The sequence below is a fragment of the Thauera butanivorans NBRC 103042 genome, assembly GCF_001591165.1.
Classification (GTDB): domain Bacteria; phylum Pseudomonadota; class Gammaproteobacteria; order Burkholderiales; family Rhodocyclaceae; genus Thauera; species Thauera butanivorans.
Genome location: NZ_BCUG01000052.1, coordinates 1 through 24562 on the forward strand (window position 1 = coordinate 1; position 24562 = coordinate 24562).

Genomic DNA, 24562 nt, shown 5'->3' on the forward strand with positions numbered 1-24562 from the left:
GCCGCCGGCCGGCACCTTGGCGAAGGCCTGGCCGGTGGCCGGGTCGAACACGTCCAGCGTGGCGCCGTCGCTGGCCTCCACCCAGGCCCCGCCGATCAGCAGGCGCTTGGGCTGGGCAAGGAAACGGCGGGTGGCGTCGGTGATCGGGGCCTTCAATGTGCTTGCATAGTCCTGCATTGCTTGTCTCCTGCTTCGAATTCATGCCACGGGATGCGCGCCGGCGGCGACAGGCTTGCGCCCGCCGCCGCCCGCCACATTCGCCTCCTCGGCCGCATCCTTACTTTTTCGGCCGCACTGCGTCGGCCGTGCCGAGAATGAAGGCCTTGATCTTCTCCACCTGTTCGGGCGTCAGCTTGCCGGTGAAATCCGGCATGCCGCGCGGCATGAACGGCCCCTTGAACACGAACTGATCGAGGTGGGCGATGGTTTCCGCTGTCGAGTAGCCGAGGTTGGGAATGCCGCCGCCTTTGTCCACACCCGGTACGCCGTGGCAGAAGACGCAATTCGTCACGTACAGCCCGGTACCTTCGGCCACGTCGTCGGGGTTGTAGTCGACGCCCGACACCAGGTTGTTGAGCTGATACTCGGTGAAAGCCGGCATCTCCGCCTTGCCACCCAAGGCGAAGGTGTACACCGTGCCCGGCGTGCGCCGCTCCGAAGCCCGGGTAAAGTTGCCGTACACCCCGCCCCAGCCGACCGCGATGGACACGTACTGCTTGCCATCCACCTCGTAAGTCACCGGCGCGGCGATCACCCCGGTGCCCATCGGCGCCGACCACAGCTCCTTGCCGTCGCGCGCGTCGAAGGCCAGCAGGCGCGCGTCCGCCGTACCCTGGAACACCACGTTGCCGGCCGTCACCAGCGTGCCGCCGTTCCACGGCGAAACATGCTCCTTGCGCCAGACCTCTTTCTGCTGCACCGGGTCCCACGCGATCAGGCGGCCGAAAGGCTGGCTGGCTGGCGGACGGGGATTGACCAGCATGCCCAGGTTCCAGCCGATGCCGGCCATCGCCTGGCCGGGCTGCGCCTGGTTGTAGGACCAGTTCTTGTCCTCCTGCAGCACCAGCGGGATGTTCTGCGCCGGGAAGTAGGCCAGCCCGGTCTGCGGGCTGTAGGACATCGAATGCCAGTTGTGCGCGCCGAAGGGGCCGGGAATCGCATCGAAGGGCTTGTCCGGGTCACGCGCCTCCGGGTTCTCGATGGGGCGGCCGTTCTCGTCGTAGCCGGTCGCCCAATTCACCGGCACGAAGTTCTGCGCCGAGATGAACTTGCCGTCGGTACGGTCGATGACGAAGAAGAAGCCGTTCTTGGGCGCATGCAGGATGACCTTGCGCGGCTTGCCCCCCAGTTCGATGTCGGCCAGGATCAGGTCCTGCGTCGAGGTGTAGTCCCAGTTGTCCGCCGGCGTCTGCTGGTAGTGCCAGACGTATTCGCCGGTGTCCGGGCGCAGCGCGACGATGGACGCGGTGTACAGGTTGTCGCCGCCGGCCGGGCTACGCTTGCGGTGCGACCACGGCGAGGGGTTGCCGGTGCCGATGTACATCAGATCCAGCTCTGCGTCATAAACCATCGAGTTCCACACCGTGCCGCCGCCGCCCGCTTCCCAGTACTTGCCGGCCGGGTCCCAGGTCTTGGCCGCTGCCTCCATCGAGGCATCCTCGAACGGCAGCGACGGATCACCCGGCACCGCGAACCAGCGCCAGGCCTGCTCGCCGCTGTCGGCGTCGTAGGCGGTGATGTAGCCGCGCACGCCGAACTCCGCACCGCCGTTGCCGATGACGACCTTGCCCTTGATGACGCGCGGCGCACCGGTGATGGTGTAGGGCTTGTCGTCGTCGATCAGCGTGTTCCGCTCCCACACCCGCTTGCCGGTCCTGGCGTCGATGGCGACCAGCCGGCCGTCGAGCGAGCCGACGAAGACCTTGCCCTCATGCACGGCCACGCCGCGGTTCACCACGTCGCAACAAGCATTCTTGCCCTTCTCGCGCGGAACTTCCGGGTCGTAGGTCCACAACCGCTTGCCGCTGCGCACGTCCAGCGCATGCACGACGCTCCACGGCGCGGTCACGTACATCACGCCATCGACCACGATCGGCGTGGCTTCGACGCCGCGCGACGACTCCAGGTCGTAGGACCAGACCAGCCCGAGTTCCTTGGCATTGTCCGGCGTGATCTGGGCCAGGGGGCTGTAGCGCGTGCCGGCGTCGTCATAACCATGCGTGCGCCATTCGCCACCGGCAGCGAAGGACGTGGTACTCAGAACCAGGCAGCTCAGGCCGAGCAGCGCCCGTTGAATGCCCTTGCGCAGCGGGACGCTCTCCTCCCGTTTGCGCGCAAATGTCGTCGTCAACATGTTGTATCTCCTTCCTTTTTTATTTCCCTGGTGCAGCACTCTGCAGCAGCGCCCTGGACGAGCGCCGCCCTTGTCTGCTCGTAATGGCTCAGAAAACCTTCAACACGCGCAGGTTCAGGCGGTCGTCCTCGCGCAGGCCGCTGCGCACCGACACGTCGCGGCCGTAGCTGGCCAGCAGTTGCACGTCCGGCCTGATGAACCAGCCGGTGCCGACGCTGACCTTGGTCGTGCGCAGGCGATCGCCCTGGTCCATGCCGGCAACCTCGGTCTCGCCGCCGATGGTGTGCGACACGCCCAGGCGCAGATCCCAGGCATCCGACATGTGGTAGCGCAGGAAGCCCTGGAACTGCATCGACGCCTTCTGCTTCATCGTCTCCCGGCTCGGGCCGAACTTGTCGTTCTTGCCGTACACCATGACGTCGCCCGCCAGGTCGAGCGAGACCTTGTCGGTCAGCTTGGTGATGAAGCCGGCCTGCAGCGCAAACTTCCACCGGTTCTCGCCGATATTCAGCGCATCGTCGTTGTCGTACTTGCCGGTCGGAACGTACAGGAAGGGCGTGATGCCGAAATAGGTGCCGGTCTCCGGCCGGTTCACCAGCCACACCGTCGCCGCCAGGATCAGGTCGCCCACGCCGCTGGCGCTGCCGGCCGCCGACAGGTCGTCCTTGCCCTTGAGCTGGCCGAACGGCAGCAGGAACTGCGGGTCGACGATGAAGCCGCCGATCTCGGTGAAATGCACGCCGCGCAGGATGCCGATGTGCGAATCCAGCCGCGGATCGCCGGCCTGCTTGTGTCCCCGCACATAGGCCGCATCACGGGTCGCGTACTGGTAGTACCCCATCAGCAGATTGGTGCCGGCCGGCAGCGCCGTGTAGTCGCCCGCATCCACATCGACTGCGTGCGCCTGCGGTGCCGCCAGCATCGCGCACAACGCCGCCAAGACCACACCTGCGGTTTCGACGCGCTTGCGCCGCCTCCTTGAGTCGCTTCATTCCCTTGTCTCCGATAGTAGTAATATTCGGCGGCCGCCTCTCAGCATTGCGGAACCGGCCCCGCCCACTGCTCCGGGCTGGCGGATCAAGCAATGCAGAAGCCATGCCAGAAAAACAAAAAACATTCAAAACAACCAGTTGAACCAATTTCTGAGCAAACCCCGACAATAAAGAGGGCACACGCTGTATCGTTTCAAGCCAGGCTGTCTCCGGTCACTGTATCGTTTCGAATCAGACTGCCTCCGGCCACTGGACCGATACATGCCAGCCCCGGCACAGGAGGAGACATGGGACCTGTCCATACGGACTTCGATACCAAGGTGCTGCACGCGCGCCGTCTGCTGCGCGAAGGCCGCGATATTCCCACCGGCCTGGTCGCGGACGAGGTGCAGCGCTCCTGGTCACGCTCGCTCGAGCACGGCCTCAGGGAACACGACCGGATACTGTTCAACCCGGTTTCGGCAGCACAACTGCGCCGCCTGGACGAAACCCACCGCGTGCTGCTCACCCATGTCGAACCCGAAATGCAGCGCCTGTTCACCGCGCTGGGCAACGCCCGCTGGATGCTTGCCTGCCTGGAAGCCCGCGGCACCGTGATCAAGACCCTGGGCGGACAGGATCAGGAGTTGCGCGACATCGCCACCGTGCTGCACCCCGGCCGCAACCTGAGCGAAAACGTGGCCGGCACCAGCGCCCCCGGCTGCGCGCTGGAAGAACGGCGGCCCGTGATCGTGCGCGGCAGCGAGCACTTTCTCGAAGAAATACACATGTGCGCCTGCGCCGCGGTGCCGATCTTCAACCCCTCCGGCGATCTGGCCGGCGTCCTGAACGCCTCGCGCCACCACCACGCCCCTTCCATCGGCATTCTCGAGCCGCTCGCCCTCACCGCGCGCGCGATCGAGAACCGCATGGTCGATGCCTTGCCGGATGCGCTTCACCTGCGCCTGCACTACAGCGCGGAACTGGTCGGCACGCCGATGTGCGGCCTGCTCGCCATCTCCCGCGACGGCCGCCTGCTCGGCGCCAATCCCCTGGCGCGCCAGTTGCTGGAACTGGACTTGCTGCCGGGAATCGAGCAGTGCGCACAGACGGTGTTCCAGTGCGGCCTGGGCCCGCTGCTCGACATGCTGCGCAAGCATGGCCGCACGCCATCCCCGCTGCACTGCCACAACGGCGTACGCCTCCACGTGTGCCTGGCCGGCGATGCACCCCCGCGCACCTTCACCACCCCATCGCCGCGCCCGGCAGCGGCGGGCATGGCAGCCGGCGCAGCGCCTGCGGCCCGCGCCTCCACGCCATCGATGCTGGCCGACCCGAAGCTGAGCCTGCGCATCCACCAGGCCGAACGCGCCTTCGCCCGCGGCATCCCGGTACTGATCGGCGGCGAAACCGGTACCGGCAAGGAAGTACTGGCGCACCACCTGCACGACGGCGGCCCGCGTGCCTCCGGCCCCTTCGTCGCCATCAACTGCTCGGCGATTCCATCCGGCCTGATCGAATCCGAACTGTTCGGCTACGACGACGGCGCCTTCACCGGCGCGCGGCGCGGCGGCATGGCCGGGCGCTTCGAGCAGGCCAACGGCGGCACCCTGTTCCTCGACGAAATCGGCGACATGCCGCTCGAACTCCAGGCCCGCCTGCTGCGCGTGCTGCAGGAACGCACGCTGACCCGGCTGGGCAGCACCCGCAGCATCGCGCTGGACTGCTCGGTGATCTGCGCCACCCACCGCGACCTCGCCCGACGCGTCGCCAGCGGCGAATTCCGCGAAGACCTGTACTACCGCGTCAACGGCCTGCGCGTCACCCTGCCCGCGCTGCGGGAGCGCAGCGACCTGGACGCGCTCATCGACCACCTCCTGGCGCGCGAAGCCGCACCCGCGACGCTGACGCTGAGCCCCGCCGCGCGCGACTGCCTGCGCCGCCACGACTGGCCGGGCAACATCCGCGAGCTGCAGCAGGTGCTCCGTCTCGGCGCCGCGCTGGCCGAAGCCGGCTGCATCGACCTCGTCCACCTTCCGTCCGAGCTGACCGGCACCTGCGCCATCCCGCAGGCCGCAGCCCTGCACGAACCGGCCCGTCACGCCGACGGCAGTTCAACGCTGCAGCAGACCGAAGCCGACGCCGTGCTCGCGGCCTTCCTGCACCACAACGGCAACGTATCGGCCACCGCACGAGCCTTGGGGATCGCCCGCGCAACGCTGTATCGCAAACTGCGCAGCTACGGCCTGTTCACCGGCCCAACGGACGCCTGACTCTCCCGAAAGCCACTGTTCACGCGGCATTCAGGGCAAAACCAGTCCAAAAATCACTACTATATGTAGTGTTTCATTTTTCAATTCAACACAAACAAAAACTTTAAATTATTGATTTAATTGAATAAAATTTTTTTGATCTTACCCCGTTTCCGCGCTATTCTTCAGTCCGAATCCAGATCCACCGTCAGACCCACCCACGGATGAAGAAAAACACCATGAGCGAGACCACCAGCGCAGCCATCCACAGCGCCGCCAAGCCCAGTGCCGCCAACCTGCCGATGCAGGAAATCTCCGGCGAAGTGCTCGTCGAGAAGTACGCCAAGGGCGACGAACGATCCATTGCCGAAGTGCGCCAGCGCGTCGCCCGCGCACTGGCCGCGGTCGAAACCGAGGACAAGCGCGCCCATTGGGAAGCCAAGTTCCTCGAAGCGCAGGAGAAAGGCTTCGTTCCCGCCGGCCGCATCAACAGCGCCGCCGGCACCACGCTGGCCGCCACGCTGATCAACTGCTTCGTCCAGCCGGTGGGCGACTCGGTCACCGAAGCGGTCGACGGCCGCCCCGGCATCTACACCGCGCTGGCCCAGGCCGCCGAAACCATGCGCCGCGGCGGCGGCGTCGGCTACGACTTCTCGTCGATCCGCCCGAAGGGCGCGCTGGTCAAGGGCACGGCCTCCAACGCCTCGGGACCGGTGTCCTACATGCGGGTGTTCGACCGCTCGTGCGAGACCGTCGAATCGGCCGGCGCGCGCCGCGGCGCGCAGATGGGCGTGCTGCGCTGCGACCATCCGGACATCGAGGAATTCATCCACGCCAAGGACCACGGCGACCTCACCAACTTCAACATCTCGGTCGGCGTCACCGATCCCTTCATGCAGGCGGTCGAAGCCGACGACGACGTCGAGCTGGCGCACAAGGCCGAACCCACCGCCGAACTCAAGGAAGCCGGCGCCTACCAGCGCGACGACGGCCTGTGGGTCTATCGCAAGGTGCGCGCCCGCGCGCTGTGGGACCAGATCATGCGGTCCACCTACGACCACGCCGAGCCGGGCATCCTGTTCCTGGACCGCATGAACCAGGACAACAACCTCTACTATTGCGAGACCATCGAGGCCACCAACCCCTGCGCCGAACAGCCGCTGCCGCCCTACGGCTGCTGCTGCCTGGGCTCGATCAACCTGACGCCCTTCGTCAAGAACCCGTTCAGCGGCAAGGCCGAATTCGACTACGCCGGCTTCGGCAAGGTGGTCGACGTCTCCATCCGCATGCTCGACAACGTGCTCGACAGCACCCACTGGCCGCTCGAGCAGCAGCGTGCCGAAGCCGCTTCCAAGCGCCGCGTCGGCCTCGGCTTCACCGGCCTGGGCGACGCGCTGATCATGCTCGGCAAGCGCTACGACACCCCCGAGGCCTGCGAGGAAGCACGCAAGATCTCCGAATACATGCGCAACCGCGCCTATCTGGCTTCGTCCGAGCTGGCACGCGAACGCGGCGCCTTCCCGCTGTTCAACGCCGACCTCTATCTGTCGGGCGGCAACTTCGCCTCGCGCCTGCCGGCCGAGGTCAAGGACAAGATCCGCAAGCACGGCATCCGCAACTCGCACCTGCTGTCGATCGCACCCACCGGCACGATCAGCCTGGCCTTCGCCGACAACGCCTCCAACGGCATCGAACCGCCCTTCTCCTACACCTACACCCGGCGCAAGCGCATGGCCGACGGCACTTTCAAGGAGTACGCGGTCGAGGACTACGCCTGGCGCCTGTACCGCCACCTCGGCGGCAACGTCGAGGCCCTGCCACCGTCCTTCGTCACCGCGCTGGAAATCTCCGCGCAGGCGCACAAGGACATGGTCGCGGTGGTCGCCCCCTACATCGACACGTCCATCTCCAAGACGGTGAACGTGCCCGAGGACTACCCCTACACCGAGTTCGAGGACCTCTACCTCACCGCCTGGAAAGCCGGCCTGAAGGGGCTCGCCACCTACCGCCCCAACAGCGTGCTGGGTTCGGTGCTGTCGGTCACGCCGACCAGCGAGCAGAAGCAGCCGCACGACGTCGAACTGTCCGACGCCAACCGCCGGCTGTCGATCAAGAGCCTGCCGGCGCCGGTGCTGTCCAGCCTGCGCTGGCCCGGCCGCCCCGACATGCCGGACGGCAACATGGCCTGGACCTACATGCTGAACACCCCGACCGGCGACTTCGCCCTGTTCGTCGGTCAGATCGGCAACAACGGCGGCAGCTTCCCGTTCGAAGTGTGGGTCAACGGCGCCGATCAGCCGCGCGGCCTGGGCGCGGTGGCCAAGACCCTGTCGATGGACATGCGCGCCAACGACCGCGGCTGGCTCAAGCTCAAGCTCGAAACCCTGGCCCGTACCGTCGGCGAAAAGTCCTTCGAGATGCCCTTCCCGCCGCACGGCGAGAAGAAGCTCTTCCCCGGCACGGTGTCGGCCTTCGCCCAGGTCGTGCGCTACCGCTGCGAAGCGCTGCACGTCTTCGACAAGGAAGACGAAGCCAACCCGGTGCTCGACACCCTGTTCAGCCTCGAAGAGCCCAAGACCGGCACCGACGGCACGCTGTCGTGGACGGTGGACCTCTACAACCCGGCCACCGGCGAAGACTTCGTGCTCGGCCTGAAGGAAATCACCCTGCCGGACGGCGTCACCCGCCCCTACTCGGTGTGGCTGTCGGGCAACTACCCGCGCGCCCTGGACGGCCTGACCCGCATCCTGTCGCTCGACATGCGCGTCATGGACCCGGCCTGGATCGGCATGAAGCTGCGCAAGCTGCTCGACTACCCCGAGCCGCTGGGCGACTTCATGGCCTTCATCCCGGGCACCAAGCGGCAGACCAACTACCCCAGCACGGTGGCCTACCTCGCCCAGCTCATCATCCACCGCTACGCCATGCTCGGCGTGCTCGACGAGCGCGGCTACCCGACGCGCGAAATGGGCATCCTCGAGTCGCCGCGCGACGACAGCGAGCCCAAGCTGATGCAGGGCGCACTGTGCACCGAGTGCGGCAACCACACGGTGATCCGCAAGGATGGCTGCGATTTCTGCACGGCTTGCGGGGCGGTCGGCACCTGCGGCTGAGGCGAGGTTTCGCCTGGCGCAGGCTGTGCTGATTCACGCATAGGCTGCGACCGGGCAGTACGAAGGCTCAAAGGCCCGACTCCGGAGATGGAGTTGGGCCTTTCCACTCATGCCGTCAGTGTCGAACAGGCGCTCCTCGGGCAGCACGGCCCCCTCCGGTCCGAGGAGGCGCGGCGATCCGAGGCCTGCCCCTTGCCATCCCCGGCCATGGATCATCGAATGCTTCTTGCCGCATCCGCTGCCGGATTCCTGACCGGCGCGGGCCTCCTGATCGTCATCGGCGCACAGAACGCCTTCGTTCTGCGTCAAGGGCTGCAGCGCAGGCACGTTGGCCTGGTGGTCGCCGTTTGCGCGCTCAGCGACATCGCCCTGATCCTGTGCGGCGTCGCCGGCATTGGCGCTTTGGTGCACACATGGCCGGAACTCCTGCAGGCACTGCGCTTCGGTGCCGCGGCCTTCATCGGCTGGTATGGCCTGATGGCAGCGCGGCGGGCTTGGCTCGGCACCAGCGCCCTCATGCCGAGCACGGAAGACGGCAACAGCAGGCGTCGTGTGCTGCTGGCCGCGCTGGCGTTCACCTTCCTCAATCCGCACGTGTATCTCGACACGATGGTGCTGGTCGGCAGCGTATCCACGGGCTATCCGGGCATCGCGCAGTGGGCCTTCGGCCTGGGTGCCTGCGCCGCCAGCGTGACGTGGTTTGCGACCCTGGGTTTCGGTGCCCGCCTGCTGCAGCCCATCTTCCGCAATCCGCAGGCCTGGCGCGTGCTCGACGGCGGTATTGCCATCATCATGCTGGCGCTGTGCGTGTTGCTGCTGTCAGGCGTGGAGCAAATCTCGTCCTGATCCGACGGAGGAAAGGCCGAGATGCCAGAGGGGCACGCCATCCACGGCATTGCCACGGCCCCCGGCGGTCTTTTCCAGGACCAGCTCATTCACACCTCGTCGCTGCAGGGTCAGAGCTCGATATGCGAGCACACCCACAGCACCTTGGCGTCGTCCGGGCCGCCGGACACGCAGACATGGCCCATGGTGCTGTCGAAGTAGCAGGAATCCCCTGCCGACAACTGCAGCGGCGCGTAGCAGTCGGTATGCACCACGACCGTGCCGCTCAGCACGTAGATGAACTCCTCGCCGTCATGGCGCAGAAGCTCCGAAAAATCGGAGGTTTCGTGCGCCTTGATGGTGGTGACCAGCGGGATGAAGCGCTTGTCCACGAGATCGCTGTGCAGTACCTCGTAAATGTACTGCCGGGTTCGGTGAAACACCCCCTGGTCACGATAGGTGACGCTGCGCCGCGCATGCACGGCGGGTCGTTCCGGCCCTCGGAACAGCTCGCCGACTTCCACATCCAGGCCCGAGGCCAGCGCGGCAATCTTCTCGTAGGTGGGCGACAGTTGGCCGTTCTCGATCTTCGACAGGGTCGAAACCGAAATCCCGGTGCGCTTGCTGAGCTGTTGCAGCGTCAGCCTCGCCGTCCCCCGCAGAACACGCAATTTGTTCCCCAGCACGCTGACTTCGGTGGCGGGAGGGAGTGCCCTTGTCTTCTCGTTCATTGATCTGCCTGCATGATGCCCTGACACACCCAGGGTTATCCCTAATGTAAAGCTCTCGAGAACACGAATAAATTCTCGTATAAGAAAATTATTTCATAAAACGAAGATTTTTGATGATGCGCCAAAGCGCCCCTGAAGGGTACATGGATATCCTGAATCAAGCCCAGACCAATGAGCACCTTCCTTTCGATCGGCTCATTCCCGCCCTGGAACAGATGTTCGTGGAAGGCTGCAGGGTTCCGCTGCGTCACAACCACGCGATCGAGAACGCCGCGGGCGAGCAGGCCGGCACGCTGCTGCTGATGCCTGCCTGGCAGCCCGGCAAGCGGCTGGGCGTCAAGACGGTGTCGATTTTCCCCGGCAACCAGGAACTGGGCCTGCCCGGCCTGCATTCGGTCTTCATCCTTTACGACGCCGGCACCGGCAAGCCGCTGGCCTTGCTGGACGGCGACGTCATCACCTCGCGCCGCACCGCCGCGGCATCGGCGCTGGCCGCGCGCTGGCTCAGCCGGCCCGAGTCCAGCAGCTTGCTGGTCGTCGGCGCCGGCCGCGTCGCCGGCCTGCTGGCGCAGGCCTACCGCACGGTACGGCCGATCGAGACGGTGCATGTCTGGGACATCCACCTCGCAAACAGCACAAAACTGGTGCAATCCCTGCGCGAAGCAGGCTTCGACGCCCATCGCGCCGACGATCTGGAACAGGCCGTGCGCCGGGCCGACATCATCAGTTGCGCGACGCTGGCCACCGAACCGCTGATCCGGGGACAGTGGCTGCGGCCCGGTACGCACCTCGACCTGATCGGCAGCTTCACCCCGGCGATGCGCGAGAGCGATGGCGAGTGCTTCCGCATCGGCACGGTCTTCGTCGATACCGAGGAAGCGCCGATGAAGTCCGGCGACATCCTTGAAGCCGTGAAGGAAGGCGGCTTCACCACCGACCGCATCGCCGCCACGCTGCAGGATCTGTGCCGCGGCCGGCACCCGGGCAGGACCGGCGCCGGCGAGATCACCGTCTACAAGGCGGTCGGCACGGCGCTGGAAGACATCGCTGCCGCCTCGCTGGCCTTCGACAGCCACCTCATTGCGGCATCCACATGATTCCACCCGTATCCGAGGCCCTGCATGCCGACTGCTTTACGAGTCCCGCGCGGAGGCGCAGACTGGGATAGACGGGGCATATGCGGCCAAGAACCATGTTCATGATGCATCACGGTGCGCAAGCTGCATGGCGTGACTCCTGCCCTCACTCCTCTTCTGTCTGAACCGCACCGCTTTCTGCGCAAGCACTCCAGTTCCGTTCACTCCAGGAGGACGACAACGATGTCCGGCAATCTCTACACATACATCGCACTGGCGGTGTACTTCGGCGCAATGCTGCTGATCGGCTATCTGGCCTACCTCAAGACCAGCGATCACGAGAGCTACATGCTGGCCGGGCGCGGCCTGCCGCCCTGGGTGGCGGCGCTCAGCGCGGGCGCTTCGGACATGTCCGGCTGGCTCATCATGGGTCTGCCCGGCGCAATCTACACGACCGGCCTGATCGAAGGCTGGATCGCCGTGGGCCTGCTCATCGGCGCCTACCTGAACTGGCGCCTGGTCGCCCCCCGCTTGCGCGCCTACACCGAAATCTCGCGGAACTCGATCACCCTGCCGAGCTTCTTCGAGAACCGCCTGCGCGACAACTCTCGCCTGCTGCGCAGCATCTCCAGCATCGTCATCCTGGTGTTCTTCACGCTGTACGCCTCGTCGGGGATGGTCGCCGGCGGCAAGTTCTTCGAGAGCGCCTTCGGTGGCGACTACGTGACCGGCATGATGCTGGTGACGGCGGTGACGCTCACCTACACGCTGTTCGGCGGTTTCCTCGGCGCCTCGCTGACCGACGTGGTGCAGGGCCTGATGATGGTGGTGGCGCTGATCGTGGTACCGGCGGTGGCCATCATGGCCGTCGGCAGCATGGGCGAGACCGCCAGCCTGGTGACGACCGTCGGTGCCGGCAATCTTTCGTTCATCGGCGCGGGCCAGATGACCGCCGGTGCCGCCGCGCTGGTGATCGCTTCAGGCCTGGCCTGGGGGCTTGGCTATTTCGGCCAGCCGCACATCGTCGTGCGCTTCATGGCGCTGCGCACGCCGCAGGAAGCCCGCAGCGCGCGGATCATCGGCACCAGCTGGCAATTCCTCTCGCTCTGCGGCGCGGTTTGCAGCGGCCTGGTCGGCATCGCCTATTTCAGCAAGTTCGGCAATGCGCCGGCCGATGCCGAAACCGTGGTGCTGCTGCTGTCGCAGGTGCTGCTGCATCCGCTGGTCGCAGGCTTCGTGCTGGCCGCGGTGCTGGCCGCGATCATGAGCACGCTGTCGAGCCAGCTCATCGTCTGCTCTTCGGCGCTGGTCGAGGACATCTACCGCGCCATCAAGAAACCCGCCCCCAGCCAGCAGACGCTGATCGTGCTCGGCCGCAGCGGCGTGCTGGCAGTGGCCATCATCGCCGCAGTGCTGGCGGTCGATCCCAGCGACACCATCCTGGGGTTGGTGGCTTTCGCCTGGGCCGGCTTCGGCGCCGCCTTCGGCCCGCTGGTGCTGCTGAGCCTGTACTGGCGCAAGCTCACCAACGTCGGCGCGATCGCCGGCATGGTGTCCGGCTCGATCATGGTGTTCGTGTGGAAGTCGCTGGACACCGGCCTCTACGAACTGCTGCCGGCCTTCATCACCAGCATGGTGGTGACGGCGCTCGTCAGCCGCGCCACCTACCGGCGCAACGAGGAGATCGAGCGGGAATTCATCCGAACCTGCCAGGCGGTGGGTGCGACCGCCGGCCACCAGGCCTGACAGCACACCTGCGCCCCCGGCATGCCGGGGGCGCCACATCGTGGCGACGGAAACGGCCGATCCGGGGCACGCTTCCTGAACCAGCCGATCGCCCGAGCCCATTGAACATTACTTCGCCTTGAATCGAGGTTTCGCATGCAGCCCAATCCCTCCATCGCCAGCGCAGCGCCATTCACCGCCATCACGCCGCATCCCGAACGCTCGCCGCTGCGCGCTGCCATCACCGCGGCCTGGCGCACGCCTGAAACGCGCGCCGTGCCGTGGCTGCTGGAACAGGCCCGGCTGCCGCCGGCGCTGGCCACGCGCAGCCAGCAGCTGGCGCTGCGCATCGCCGGCGCGCTGCGCAGCCGCAAGGCCAGCGGCGGCAAGTCCGGCCTGGTGCAGGGGCTGCTGCAGGAATTCTCGCTGTCCTCGCAGGAAGGCATCGCGCTGATGTGCCTGGCCGAAGCGCTGCTGCGCATCCCCGACGTCGGCACCCGCGATGCGCTGATCCGCGACAAGATCAGCCACGGCAACTGGAAAGGCCACGTCGGCCAGAGCCCGTCGATGTTCGTCAATGCCGCCGCCTGGGGACTGATGCTGACCGGCAAGCTCGTCGCCACGCACAGCGAGAGCGGCATGTCCAATGCGCTCGGCCGGCTGATCGCGCGCGGCGGCGAGCCGCTGATCCGCAAGGGCGTGGACATGGCGATGCGGATGATGGGCGAACAGTTCGTCACCGGCGAAACCATGGCCGAAGCGCTGGCCCATGCCCAGGCGCTCGAAGCCAAGGGCTTCCGCTACTCCTACGACATGCTGGGCGAAGCCGCGCTGACGGCCGAAGACGCCAGGCGCTACCTGAACGACTACGAGCAGGCCATCCACGCCATCGGCAAGGCCTCGAACGGCCGCGGCGTCTACGAAGGCCCCGGCATCTCGATCAAGCTGTCGGCGCTGCACCCCCGCTACGCCCGCGCGCAGATGGAACGCGTGATGGACGAGCTCTATCCGGTGGTGCTGAAGCTGGCACTGCTGGCCAGGCAGTACGACATCGGCCTGAACATCGACGCCGAGGAGACCGACCGCCTGGAACTGTCGCTCGACCTGCTCGAAAAGCTCTGCGCCGAACCCGGGCTGCAAGGCTGGAAGGGTATCGGCTTCGTCATCCAGTCCTACCAGAAGCGCTGCCCCTACGTCATCGACTGGCTGATCGATCTCGCCCGCCGCAGCGGCCACCGGCTGATGATCCGCCTGGTCAAGGGCGCCTACTGGGACAGCGAGATCAAGCGCGCCCAGGAAGCGGGCATGGAGGACTACCCGGTCTATACCCGCAAGCCCTACACCGACGTGTCCTACATCGCCTGCGCGCGCAAGCTGCTGGCCGCACCCGATGCGATCTACCCGCAGTTCGCCACCCACAACGCCCAGACGCTAGCCGCCGTCTATGAGCTGGCCGAGCCGAGCGCCTGGCAGCCGGGCCAGTACGAATTCCAGTGCCTGCACGGCATGGGCGAGCCCCTGTATGAACAGGTCGTCGGCCCGGTGTCCGAAGGCAAGCTCGGCCGCCCCTGCCGCATCTATGCGCCGGTCGGCACGCACGAGACGCTGCTCGCCTACCTGGTGCGCCGCCTGCTGGAGAACGGTGCCAACACCTCCTTCGTCAACCAGATTTCCGACGACAGCATCCCGCTCGAGAACCTGGTGACGAACCCGATCGAGCAAGTCGAAACGATGGCCAGGCTGGAAGGCACGGCCGGCCTGCCGCATCCGGGCATCGCCGCACCGCGCAAGCTCTACGGCCCCGCACGTGCCAACTCCGCCGGCCTGGACCTCGCCAACGACCAGGTGCTGCTGAAACTGGCCCGGACCCTGCAGGCCACGGCTGCCGGCAGCCTGCGCGCCGAAGCGCTGATTGCCGCCGACGCCGCCGCATCCGGGGACGTCCCGGTCGAGCCCGTGATCAACCCCTCCTGCCATGCCGACCAGGTCGGCACGGTGCGCGAAGCCAGTTCCGCGGAAGTCGACGCCGCCTTGCAGAGCGCACTCGAATACGCTCCGCAGTGGGCAGCCGTACCCGCGATCGAACGCGCCGCTGCGCTGCAGCGCGCCGCCGACCTGATGGAAACGCAGTTGCAGCCGCTGATGGGCGTGCTGGTGCGCGAAGCGGGCAAGACCTACGCCAACGCGATTGCCGAAGTCCGCGAGGCGGTGGACTTCCTGCGCTACTACGCCGCCCAGGTCCAGGCCCGGTTCGACAACGCGACGCACCGCCCGCTCGGCCCCGTGGTGTGCATCAGCCCGTGGAACTTCCCGCTGGCGATCTTCACCGGCCAGGTCTCCGCCGCGCTCGCCGCAGGCAACACCGTGCTGGCCAAGCCGGCCGAGCAGACGCCGCTGGTGGCGGCGCGCGCGGTGCAGTTGCTGCACGAGGCCGGCGTTCCACGCGCCGCGCTGCAGCTACTGCCCGGACGCGGCGAAACGGTGGGCGCCCGGCTGACCGGCGACGCCCGCGTGCAGGGCGTGATGTTCACCGGCTCGACCGAAGTCGCGCGGCTGCTGCAGCGCACGCTGTCCCAGCGCCTGTCGCCCGACGGCCAGCCGATTCCGCTGATCGCCGAAACCGGCGGCCAGAACGCGATGATCGTGGACTCCTCGGCGCTGACCGAGCAGGTCGTCGTCGATGTGCTCTCCTCCGCCTTCGACAGCGCCGGCCAGCGCTGCTCGGCGCTGCGCGTGCTGTGCGTGCAGGAGGAAGCCGCCGAGCGGCTGCTGACCATGCTCAAGGGCGCAATGGCCGAACTGCGCCTGGGCAACCCCGAACAACTGTTCAACGACATCGGCCCGGTCATCGATGCCGAGGCGCAGCAAGGCATCCAGCGCCACATCGATGGCCTGCGGAGCAAGGGACGTGCGGTGCACCAGCTGTGCCAGCGCGATGCCAGCGCCGACGAAGGCACTTTCATCCCGCCGACGCTGATCGAACTGCCCGATCTGGCCGATCTCACCCGCGAAGTGTTCGGGCCGGTGCTGCACGTGGTGCGCTACCGCCGCGAAGACCTGCCGAAGCTGCTGAACCGGCTCAACGGCCTGGGCTACGGCCTGACCATGGGCCTGCACACCCGCATCGACGAGACCATCGCCCAGGTCACGGCGACGGCCCACGTCGGCAACCTCTACGTCAATCGGAACATCGTCGGTGCCGTGGTCGGCGTCCAGCCTTTCGGCGGCGAAGGCCTGTCGGGCACCGGCCCCAAGGCGGGCGGCCCGCTCTACCTCTACCGGCTGCTGTCGGCGCGGCCCGATGCGGCCCTGGCCGCGCCTTTCGGCACGGCCTCGACCCTCCAGGCCGCCACGGCCACGCCGGCACTTCAGGAGCTCTCGGCATGGTGCCGCAGCCAGAACCTGCCCTTCGCCGCCCCCATGCCCTTCTTCAGCGGCGCGCACTACGAACTGCCCGGCCCCACCGGCGAGCGCAACGTCTACCGCGTGCTGCCGCGCGAAGCCGTGCTGTGTCTGGCCGAGGACGAGGCCGGGCTGCTGGCGCAGCTGGCCGCGGTGCTGGCCGTCGGCAGCCGTGCAGTCTGGCTCGAGGACAAGGCCTCCGCCACCGCCCTGCATCGCCGCCTGCCGCCCGCCGTGCAGCAGCACGTCGTGCTGGCGGGGACGTTCGCCGCTGCCCAGTTCGATGCGGTGCTGCACCACGGCGGCGAGGCGGAGCTGCGCCGCGTGCTGGCCGACCTGGCGGTGCGCCCGGGGCAGATCGTCGGCGTCACCGCGCACCAGCCCGGCGACAACACGATCCCGCTGGAACGGCTCGTCATCGAACGTGTGACCAGCGTCAACACCGCCGCAGCCGGTGGTAACGCATCATTGATGACGATGCAGTGATTTCGCTGCATCCGACCTGTCCGAGGTTCCCCACCCAAAGGAGGAGGTTCAAGACATGACCGAGTCAGCCACACCCGACCATTCGCCCCACGCCGGCAAGCGCATCGCGCCCAAGCACGCCACGCATGCCCTGCCGTCCTACCTGGACCCCGAGCACCTCGGCCCGTGGGGAATCTACCTGCAGCAGGTCGATCGCGTCACGCCCTATCTCGGCCATCTGGCCAAGTGGGTGGAGACGCTGAAGCGGCCCAAGCGCTCGCTGATCGTCGACGTTCCGATCGAGCTCGACAACGGTACCATCGCCCACTTCGAGGGCTACCGCGTCCAGCACAACCTCTCGCGCGGCCCCGGCAAGGGCGGCGTGCGCTTCCACCAGGACGTGACCCTGTCCGAAGTGATGGCGCTGGCGGCGTGGATGTCGATCAAGAACGCCGCGGTCAACGTCCCCTACGGCGGCGCCAAGGGCGGCATCCGCATCGACCCGCGCCAGTACTCGCAGAACGAACTGGAGAAGGTGGCGCGCCGCTACACCAGCGAGATCGGCCTGATCATCGGGCCGACCAAGGACATCCCGGCGCCGGACGTGAACACCAACGAGAAGGTCATGGCCTGGATGATGGACACCTACTCGATGAACACCGGCGCCACCGCCACCGGCGTGGTCACCGGCAAGCCGATCGACCTGGGCGGCTCGCTGGGCCGGCGCGAAGCGACCGGGCGCGGCGTGTTCACGGTGGGCGTGGAAGCGGCCAAGCTGACCGGCCTGACCATCGAAGGCGCGCGCGTCGCGGTGCAGGGCTTCGGCAACGTCGGCGGCACCGCCGGCAAGCTGTTCGCCGAGGCAGGCGCCAAGGTCGTCGCGGTGCAGGATCACACCGGCACGGTCTACCGCGACATCGGCCTGGACGTGGATGCGCTGCTGGCGCACGTACAGCAGACCGGCGGCGTGAAGGACTTCGGCGAGGCCGATGCGATGGGCGACGACGAGTTCTGGGCGGTCGATTGCGACATCCTCATCCCCGCCGCGCTCGAAGGCCAGATCAACAAGGACACCGCACCCCGCATCCGCGCCAGCCTGGTGATCGAAGGCGCCAACGGCCCGACCACGCCGACCGCCGACGACATCCTGCGCGACCGCGGCGTGCTGGTGCTGCCCGACGTGATCGCCAACGCCGGCGGCGTGACGGTGAGCTACTTCGAGTGGGTGCAGGATTTCTCGAGCTTCTTCTGGACCGAGGAAGAGATCAACCAGCGCCTGGTCAAGATCATGCAGGACGCCTTCCACGGCGTCTGGGAAGTGGCCCAGCACCACAAGGTTACGCTGCGCACCGCCACCTTCATCGTCGCCTGCTCGCGCATCCTGCAGGCGCGCGAACTGCGCGGGCTGTATCCGTGACCGCTTCCCTGCGCGCGTAGCGAAAAGACTGCACGTCGCGCACGCCCCACTGCCCCGTGCAATCGAGGCAATGGGGCGCAACCCGGAATGGCCCCGCCCGGCGGGGCCACCGCCAGCGGCCGGCATCCCCGGCCCGGTCGCCCATGAGCGCCTGGGCGCCGCCTTTCTCCCCCGCCGGGACAGCACCTCCGCAGCGCAGCAGACCCGGGGCCTTTCCGCCTGCCGCCCGATGCATCCGGCAAACATATCCTCGTGATCTTGTTGTCATTCGCAGTTCTGGCGATATTGAAATCTGCTCCACATTGCCCGAGAATCGCCGCCGCAGTTCGCGTTTCATGCACCCGGTTCATGCGTGTGCCCATGTTGTACCGCGTCCCTGCGTCCGGGCGCCCGGTCCGACCGCACTGCACAACCTGCCATTCCGAAAGGCCTCTTGATGGACGTAAGCGCCAGCATCTCCTGCCCCAAATGTGCATCGACACGCTGCCGCGTGTCGCGCTGGCGCTCGCATGCGGAAAAAATCGAGAACCCGGACAAGCGCCCCTATCGCTGCGAAACCTGCTCGCATCGCTTCATCGCCTCGGCGGATACTGCAAGGCAAAGCCGGACGGGCGCGCCTTCCCTGACCATCGGCGCCGCAGCCGTCGTCGCCGGCGTGGTGGCCAGCATCGTTCTGCTGTGGCCCGACGCGGCGGAGCACGGCGAAGCCGCAGTCAATTCCCCTCAGGCAGCGATCGCCGTCAAGTCCGCGCTCGAAGAAGCCGCGCGCAACGGCGATGCGGAGGCACAGTTCCGCCTGGGCCGCGCGGCCCTGCTCGACACCACGCGCGGCAAGGAAGGTGCCGCCGAAGCGGTCGCCTGGCTGCGTCAGGCGGCCACCGGCGGCCACACCGGCGCCATGCTGCAGTTGGGCAAGCTCTACCGCAGCGGCGTGGGCATGCCGCAGAACTACGAATATGCCGGAAAGTGGATTCGCAGTGCAGCCGAAGCGGGCGACAGCGACGCCATGGTCGAACTCGGCCGCCTCTACCGCGGCGGACTCGGCGTCGGCGTCGACCCGGTTCAGGCCTACGTATGGTTCAACCGCGCTGCCGCGGCGATGAACATAGACGGCGCACGCGAGCGCGACGGCATCGCGCTGAAGCTGAGCCCGGAAGAACTGAAATCCGCCCAGGCAGCCTCACTGGCCACAGAAGAAGAGCATGCCATCGTGCTGCCGAAGAAGGTTGCACAGGACTGAAGGCCCCGCCGGACAGCCCGCTTTCCCGCACGCAGGATGCGCCGTTGAGATGCTGAAAATCGACGTCGCCGCGATCGAAGCCGCCCGGCGCGGCTGACGCTGCGCATTCATCCGCCAGCGAACTCCGGCGCCGTTTCGCCAGCCGCAGCCCCAGCCCTGCCAGCTTCTCGTAGCGTTTCACGCCGCACTCCGGTTGCAGGCCATGCCCGGGCCTGCGATGGATGGTAGGTCGGCGGCAACGAAAATGCCCATTGGTTGATGGGCATTTTTTCCGCAAGCCCTGATCCGTGGCTTGCAAGCCGTCGGCCGCGCTTGATCAAGCTATTTGATTTGTTGATTCACCCCCGATGTGTGTAAGCTTGCCGCCGGGTGTCCGTGCTGCAGATCCGCTGTCGGGCAGGTTTTCGTGATGGTCGGGCCGCCTCACGGTGTACCCGTGCGCCCATGAACCGACACCTTGTCCTCCAGGCCCCGTTGCCTGCGCAATCGCAGGCCGCCCGTCCCGGCTCCCGCCCGCGCTCCCCCGCGCCAGCCCTTCTCCGCTGCGCCTCGCGCATCCGTGTCGGCCACTGCCCGCCGCGCGCGCCGCCGGCACCGATGGCGGCCCTCTGCCCATCCCGGCCCTGCCACGCCCCTTCCTCATACTTTTCCTGTAAAGCCGCATGACTCCAACGACAATCCAGCTGATCGGCGCGACCCTGTTCGCGATCGCCATCATCCACACCTTTTCCACCAAGTTCTTCGAGCACCTGGCGCATACCCGGCCGACCCATGCGGGGCTATGGCACCTGCTGGGCGAGGTCGAAGCGGTGTTCGGTTTCTGGGCCATCGTGCTGATCGTGTTCATGGGCTTCACCGTGAGCCTGGACGATGCGGTCGAGTACCTGGACACGCGCAACTACACCGAACCGATGTTCGTGTTCGCCATCATGGTGGTGGCGGCGAGCAAGCCGGTGATGCAGTTCGCCTCGGCCACGGTGCGCATGGTCGCCCGCACCGTGCCGCTGCCGGAATCGGTCGCGACCTACTTCACCATCCTCGCCGCCGTGCCGCTGCTCGGCTCCTTCATCACCGAACCGGCGGCGATGACGCTGGCGGCGATGATGCTGCGCGAACGCTATTACAGCCGGGGCATCTCCCGCCACCTGATGTACGTGACCATCGGCACACTGTTCGTCAACATATCGATCGGCGGTACGCTGACCAATTTCGCCGCGCCGCCGGTGCTGATGGTGGCCTCGACCTGGGGCTGGGACTCGCTCTACATGCTGTCGCACTTCGGCTGGAAGTCGGCCCTGGCGGTGAGCATCAACGCCGCCGCGGCGACAGCGATCTTCTACCGGGAACTGAATGCACTGCCGGTGGAGACCGAGGAGCGCAAGGACGAAGTGCCGATGACGATGGTCGGCATCCACCTCTTCCTGCTGTTCCTGATCGTCGCCTTCGCCCACCATCCGCCGATCTTCCTCGGCGTCTTCCTGCTGTTCATGGGCCTGGCGACCGCCTACCCGAGCTTCCAGGAACGCCTGATCCTGCGCGAAGGCCTGATGGTGGCCTTCTTCCTCGCCGGCCTGGTGGTGCTCGGCGGCCAGCAGGCGTGGTGGCTGCAGCCGCTGCTGACGAAGATGGACGCAACCACGGTCTATTTCGGCGCCACCGCGCTGACCGCCGTCACCGACAACGCCGCGCTGACCTATCTGGCGTCGCTGGTCGATGGTCTGACCGACGAATTCAAGCACGCCATCGTCGCCGGCGCAGTCACCGGCGGCGGCCTCACGGTGATCGCCAACGCCCCCAACCCCGCCGGCATGTCCATCCTGCGCCGCGACTTCAATCAGGGCGTGGTCAACCCGCTCGGCCTGCTGGTCTCCGCCCTGCCGCCGACCCTGGTCGCGATCCTCGCCTTCCGGGTGCTGTAAGCACCGGCCTGTGGCGCGCTGCCGGAATCGGGCAGCGCGCCACAGGCCAGCCGAGGCTCAGAAAATCGTCATCAGCCGCAGATTGACGCGCAGGTTTTCGCGGACACCCTGATCCACCGACAGGTCCCGCCCTATGTGGCCCATCAGCTGCCAGTTCGGCGCCAGGAAGCGGGATGCTCCGATCATCATCCGCGTGCGGCGCTGGCGATCGTCCTGATCCACACGATCGATTTCCGTTTCGCCGCCCTCGGCCCGGAACAGGCTGGCGCTGAGCGTGGTGGCCGGAGACAGGTGGTAGCGCAGATGGGTCTGCAGTTCCCAAACCTGCTTCTGGCTCATGGTCTGCCTGCTTTCGCCGAAGCGCTTGTTGTCGCCGTGGAACTGCACGTCGCCGACCACGTCCAGCGTGAACTTGTCGCTCAGCGGCAGCACCCCCGCCGCCTGCAGCGTTAACTTCCAGCGGTTTTCGCCGAAGGGGTTCAGCGTGCGGCGGCGATCGTACTGCCCGGTGGGTAGCGTCAGGTAGGGCATGATGCCAAGCACGCGGCGCTGATCGTCCCTGTACAGATAGACGGCACTGGCCAGGATCACATCGCCCACGCCATTACGCACGCTCGCCCCGCCGAGATCGCCGCCAGTATGGACCGAGCCGAGCGGCAAGATGATCTGCGGCGTCATCGTGAAACCGGCGACCTCCACGAACCTGACCAACCTCAGCATGCCCACCTCGGCACGCAGGCTGGCGTCGCTCGAGATCTTGTCGCCGCCGGCATACAGTTCGCCCCCTTTGCTGTACTGGTAATACACCAGTCCCAGGTTGGTGCCCGGCGGTGCATGGTCCCAATCGCCCGGATCGACGCTTATCGCCGAAACCTGCTGCGCTGCCGCCGCGAGCAGCGTGGCGCCGAGCCAGGCCGTCACGCGGCCGCGGTGCCTGCTGCGCTTCCGCCCGGCAAAACCTTGCCCGACACAGTTCTCCGTCCCGGCTGAAATACCGGGCATGAACCCGGATGCGTCTCTTTCGATCATCTGTTTGCCTCCTTCGGTGGGGCCGCGCATTCGATTCGATGCACTGTCGCGCCCGATGGCGAATCCTCCGGAAATGGCCGCAGGCAAGCGCTCCATTTCCAGGAGGTGCTCTTTCTCGAAGCGGGTTTCTTTTTGCTTTCGACAACCACGGAACGTGGCGGGAAAAACTTTAACTTGCATCAAAGACACCCCGCCGCAAGTTCAGGTCGGTTTCACCGGTTTGTTCAAAACATTGCCAAGAACAAACAAGATGCCCGGCGCAATACACCTATAGATTCTCCTCCGGCATGAAACGAAATGCGTTCAGCGAAGCGCGACAGCATGCCGCCGCATGATCTCCGATCATCGGGAAAACCCTTATAAACAGCAGTGAAGGAGACTAAAATGAGTGTTGTACAGGTACAGGGCAGCGGCGCCGGAAAACAGGCGACAGCCAGGCATTTCGACGCAATCGTCATCGGCGCGGGTGTAGCCGGGCTATATCAGCTGCATCGCCTGCGGGAAATGGGCATGAATGTGCGCGCCTATGAAACTGGCAGCAATGTCGGCGGAACCTGGTACTGGAACCGCTATCCAGGCGCCCGCTTCGATTCCCAGGCAGAGATTTACCAATATTGGTTCTCCGAAGAACTGTACAAATCGTGGCAGCCCTCCGAGCGCTTCCCCGCCCAGGAAGAAACCGAGCGCTGGCTCAATTACGTCGCCGACAAGCTCGATCTGAAGAAGGACATCCGGTTCAATACCCGGATCGCATCGGCCCATTACGATGAAGCGCAGGACATCTGGCGGCTCACCACCGCGAACGGCGAACAGGTGACGACCCAATACCTGATCGCCTGCTGCGGCATGCTGTCCGCACCGATCACCGAGCGCTTCCCCGGGCAATCCACTTTCAAGGGCGAGCTCTACATCACCGGCCTGTGGCCCAAGGAGCCGGTGGACCTGAAAGGCAAGCGAGTGGCAGTGGTCGGCACCGGCGCCACCGGCATCCAGGTGATCCAGACGATCGCACCCGAGGTCGGCTCGATGAAGATCTTTGTGCGCACGCCGCAATACGTCGTACCGATGAAGAACCCCAGATATACGGCATCAGACTGGGAAAAATGGGGCACCCGCTTCCACGAGCTCAAGCAACGGGTGCGAACCACTTTTGCCGGCTTCGACTATGACTTCGACAAGGGCGCATGGGCGGACAACACGCCGGAACAGCGCGCTACGGTCATGGAGGCGCTATATGAGGATGGTTCGCTGGCGCCGTGGCTGGCCGGCTTCCCGGAAATGTTCGTCGACGAGGAAGTCAGCGAAGTGGTGTCGGAGTTCGTCCGCAACAAGATGCGCGAGCGCCTGAAGAGCCGCCCCGACCTTTGGGACCTGCTGATCCCGCAGGATTACGGCTTCGGCACCCACCGCGTGCCGCTGGAAAACAAATACCTCGAGGTCTATCTCCAGCCCAATGTCGAAGCAGTGGATTGCCGCAAGGCACCGATCGAGCGAGTCGTGCCGGAGGGCCTCCAGACTTCCGATGGCAAGGTGCACGAAGTGGATGTGATCATCCTGGCGGTCGGCTTCGATGCTGGTTCGGGCGCACTGACCCGCATCGACATCCGCGGCCGCGGCAAGCGCTCGCTGCAGGAAGAATGGAGCAAGGAGATCCGCACCTCGATGGGCCTGCAGGTCCACGGCTATCCCAACCTGTTCACCACCGGCGCGCCACTCGCGCCGTCCGCCGCGCTGTGCAACATGACCACCTGCCTGCAGCAGCAGGTCGACTGGATCACCGACTGCATCGCTTATGCGCGCAAGAACGGCAAGAAGGTGGTGGAGGCCACACAGGAATTCGAGGACGAATGGGTCAGACACCACGATGAAGTGGCCAACGCCACACTGCTGACCAAGACCGACTCGTGGTACATGGGCTCCAACGTCGAAGGCAAGCCGCGCCGGCTGCTGTCCTATGTGGGTGGCGCAGGCGCTTACCACAGCAAGTGCGACGAACTGGCCAGCCAGGGTTATCCCGGCTTCGCCATGAACTGATCAGGATAGG

Annotated in this window: 14 protein-coding genes; 10 read left to right on the forward strand and 4 right to left on the reverse strand. The window is 66.2% G+C overall.

Annotated features, from left to right (window positions below):
• Positions 1 to 277: 277 nt before the first annotated feature.
• Positions 278 to 2353, reverse strand: a complete 2076-nt coding sequence (locus TBU01S_RS17900; RefSeq protein WP_068638627.1) for a PQQ-dependent dehydrogenase, methanol/ethanol family — start codon at positions 2351 to 2353, stop codon at positions 278 to 280.
• An 88-nt stretch (positions 2354 to 2441) separates the two neighbouring features.
• Positions 2442 to 3275: a transporter gene (locus tag TBU01S_RS17905; RefSeq protein WP_088178896.1), complete on the reverse strand. Its 834-nt coding sequence runs from the start codon at positions 3273 to 3275 to the stop codon at positions 2442 to 2444.
• Positions 3276 to 3632: 357 nt separating this feature from the next.
• Here TBU01S_RS17905 and TBU01S_RS17910 point away from each other — a divergent pair, with 357 nt between their 5' ends.
• The 3 genes from TBU01S_RS17910 (at position 3633) to TBU01S_RS17925 (ending at position 9535) form a co-directional block, all read left to right on the forward strand.
• Positions 3633 to 5597, forward strand: a complete 1965-nt coding sequence (locus TBU01S_RS17910) for a sigma-54-dependent Fis family transcriptional regulator (protein ID WP_068638629.1) — start codon at positions 3633 to 3635, stop codon at positions 5595 to 5597.
• A gap of 218 nt (positions 5598 to 5815) precedes the next feature.
• On the forward strand, positions 5816 to 8689 hold the full coding sequence (locus tag TBU01S_RS17915; protein WP_068638631.1) for an adenosylcobalamin-dependent ribonucleoside-diphosphate reductase: 2874 nt from the start codon (positions 5816 to 5818) through the stop codon (positions 8687 to 8689).
• 219 nt (positions 8690 to 8908) lie between these two features.
• A complete protein-coding gene (locus tag TBU01S_RS17925) occupies positions 8909 to 9535 on the forward strand; it encodes a LysE/ArgO family amino acid transporter (RefSeq protein WP_068638635.1) in 627 nt (208 codons plus the stop codon).
• Positions 9536 to 9645: 110 nt separating this feature from the next.
• On the opposite strand, the gene TBU01S_RS17930 is transcribed toward TBU01S_RS17925, so the two are convergent.
• Positions 9646 to 10245, reverse strand: a complete 600-nt coding sequence (locus TBU01S_RS17930; RefSeq protein WP_217999658.1) for a helix-turn-helix domain-containing protein — start codon at positions 10243 to 10245, stop codon at positions 9646 to 9648.
• A gap of 143 nt (positions 10246 to 10388) precedes the next feature.
• Here TBU01S_RS17930 and lhpI point away from each other — a divergent pair, with 143 nt between their 5' ends.
• From lhpI to TBU01S_RS17960, 6 genes are all read left to right on the forward strand, one after another.
• Positions 10389 to 11342, forward strand: a complete 954-nt coding sequence (gene lhpI, locus TBU01S_RS17935; RefSeq protein WP_068638637.1) for a bifunctional Delta(1)-pyrroline-2-carboxylate/Delta(1)-piperideine-2-carboxylate reductase — start codon at positions 10389 to 10391, stop codon at positions 11340 to 11342.
• A gap of 222 nt (positions 11343 to 11564) precedes the next feature.
• Entirely contained in the window at positions 11565 to 13067 is a 1503-nt protein-coding gene (gene putP / locus TBU01S_RS17940) for a sodium/proline symporter PutP (RefSeq protein WP_068638639.1), read from the forward strand.
• 135 nt (positions 13068 to 13202) lie between these two features.
• On the forward strand, positions 13203 to 16934 hold the full coding sequence (gene putA / locus TBU01S_RS17945; protein ID WP_068638641.1) for a trifunctional transcriptional regulator/proline dehydrogenase/L-glutamate gamma-semialdehyde dehydrogenase: 3732 nt from the start codon (positions 13203 to 13205) through the stop codon (positions 16932 to 16934).
• A gap of 55 nt (positions 16935 to 16989) precedes the next feature.
• Positions 16990 to 18330: a Glu/Leu/Phe/Val family dehydrogenase gene (locus tag TBU01S_RS17950; RefSeq protein ID WP_083953701.1), complete on the forward strand. Its 1341-nt coding sequence runs from the start codon at positions 16990 to 16992 to the stop codon at positions 18328 to 18330.
• 436 nt (positions 18331 to 18766) lie between these two features.
• Positions 18767 to 19570 (forward strand): tetratricopeptide repeat protein, encoded by an 804-nt coding sequence (locus tag TBU01S_RS17955; RefSeq protein ID WP_068638643.1) that lies wholly within the window; start codon positions 18767 to 18769, stop codon positions 19568 to 19570.
• A 662-nt stretch (positions 19571 to 20232) separates the two neighbouring features.
• On the forward strand, positions 20233 to 21489 hold the full coding sequence (locus TBU01S_RS17960; protein WP_068638645.1) for a putative Na+/H+ antiporter: 1257 nt from the start codon (positions 20233 to 20235) through the stop codon (positions 21487 to 21489).
• A gap of 57 nt (positions 21490 to 21546) precedes the next feature.
• Here TBU01S_RS17960 and TBU01S_RS17965 read toward each other — a convergent pair whose 3' ends face one another.
• Positions 21547 to 22698, reverse strand: coding sequence for a transporter (locus TBU01S_RS17965; RefSeq protein WP_083953702.1), 1152 nt, complete (start codon positions 22696 to 22698; stop codon positions 21547 to 21549).
• A 204-nt stretch (positions 22699 to 22902) separates the two neighbouring features.
• Here TBU01S_RS17965 and TBU01S_RS17970 point away from each other — a divergent pair, with 204 nt between their 5' ends.
• Positions 22903 to 24552, forward strand: coding sequence for a flavin-containing monooxygenase (locus TBU01S_RS17970; RefSeq protein ID WP_068638648.1), 1650 nt, complete (start codon positions 22903 to 22905; stop codon positions 24550 to 24552).
• Positions 24553 to 24562: the final 10 nt, after the last annotated feature.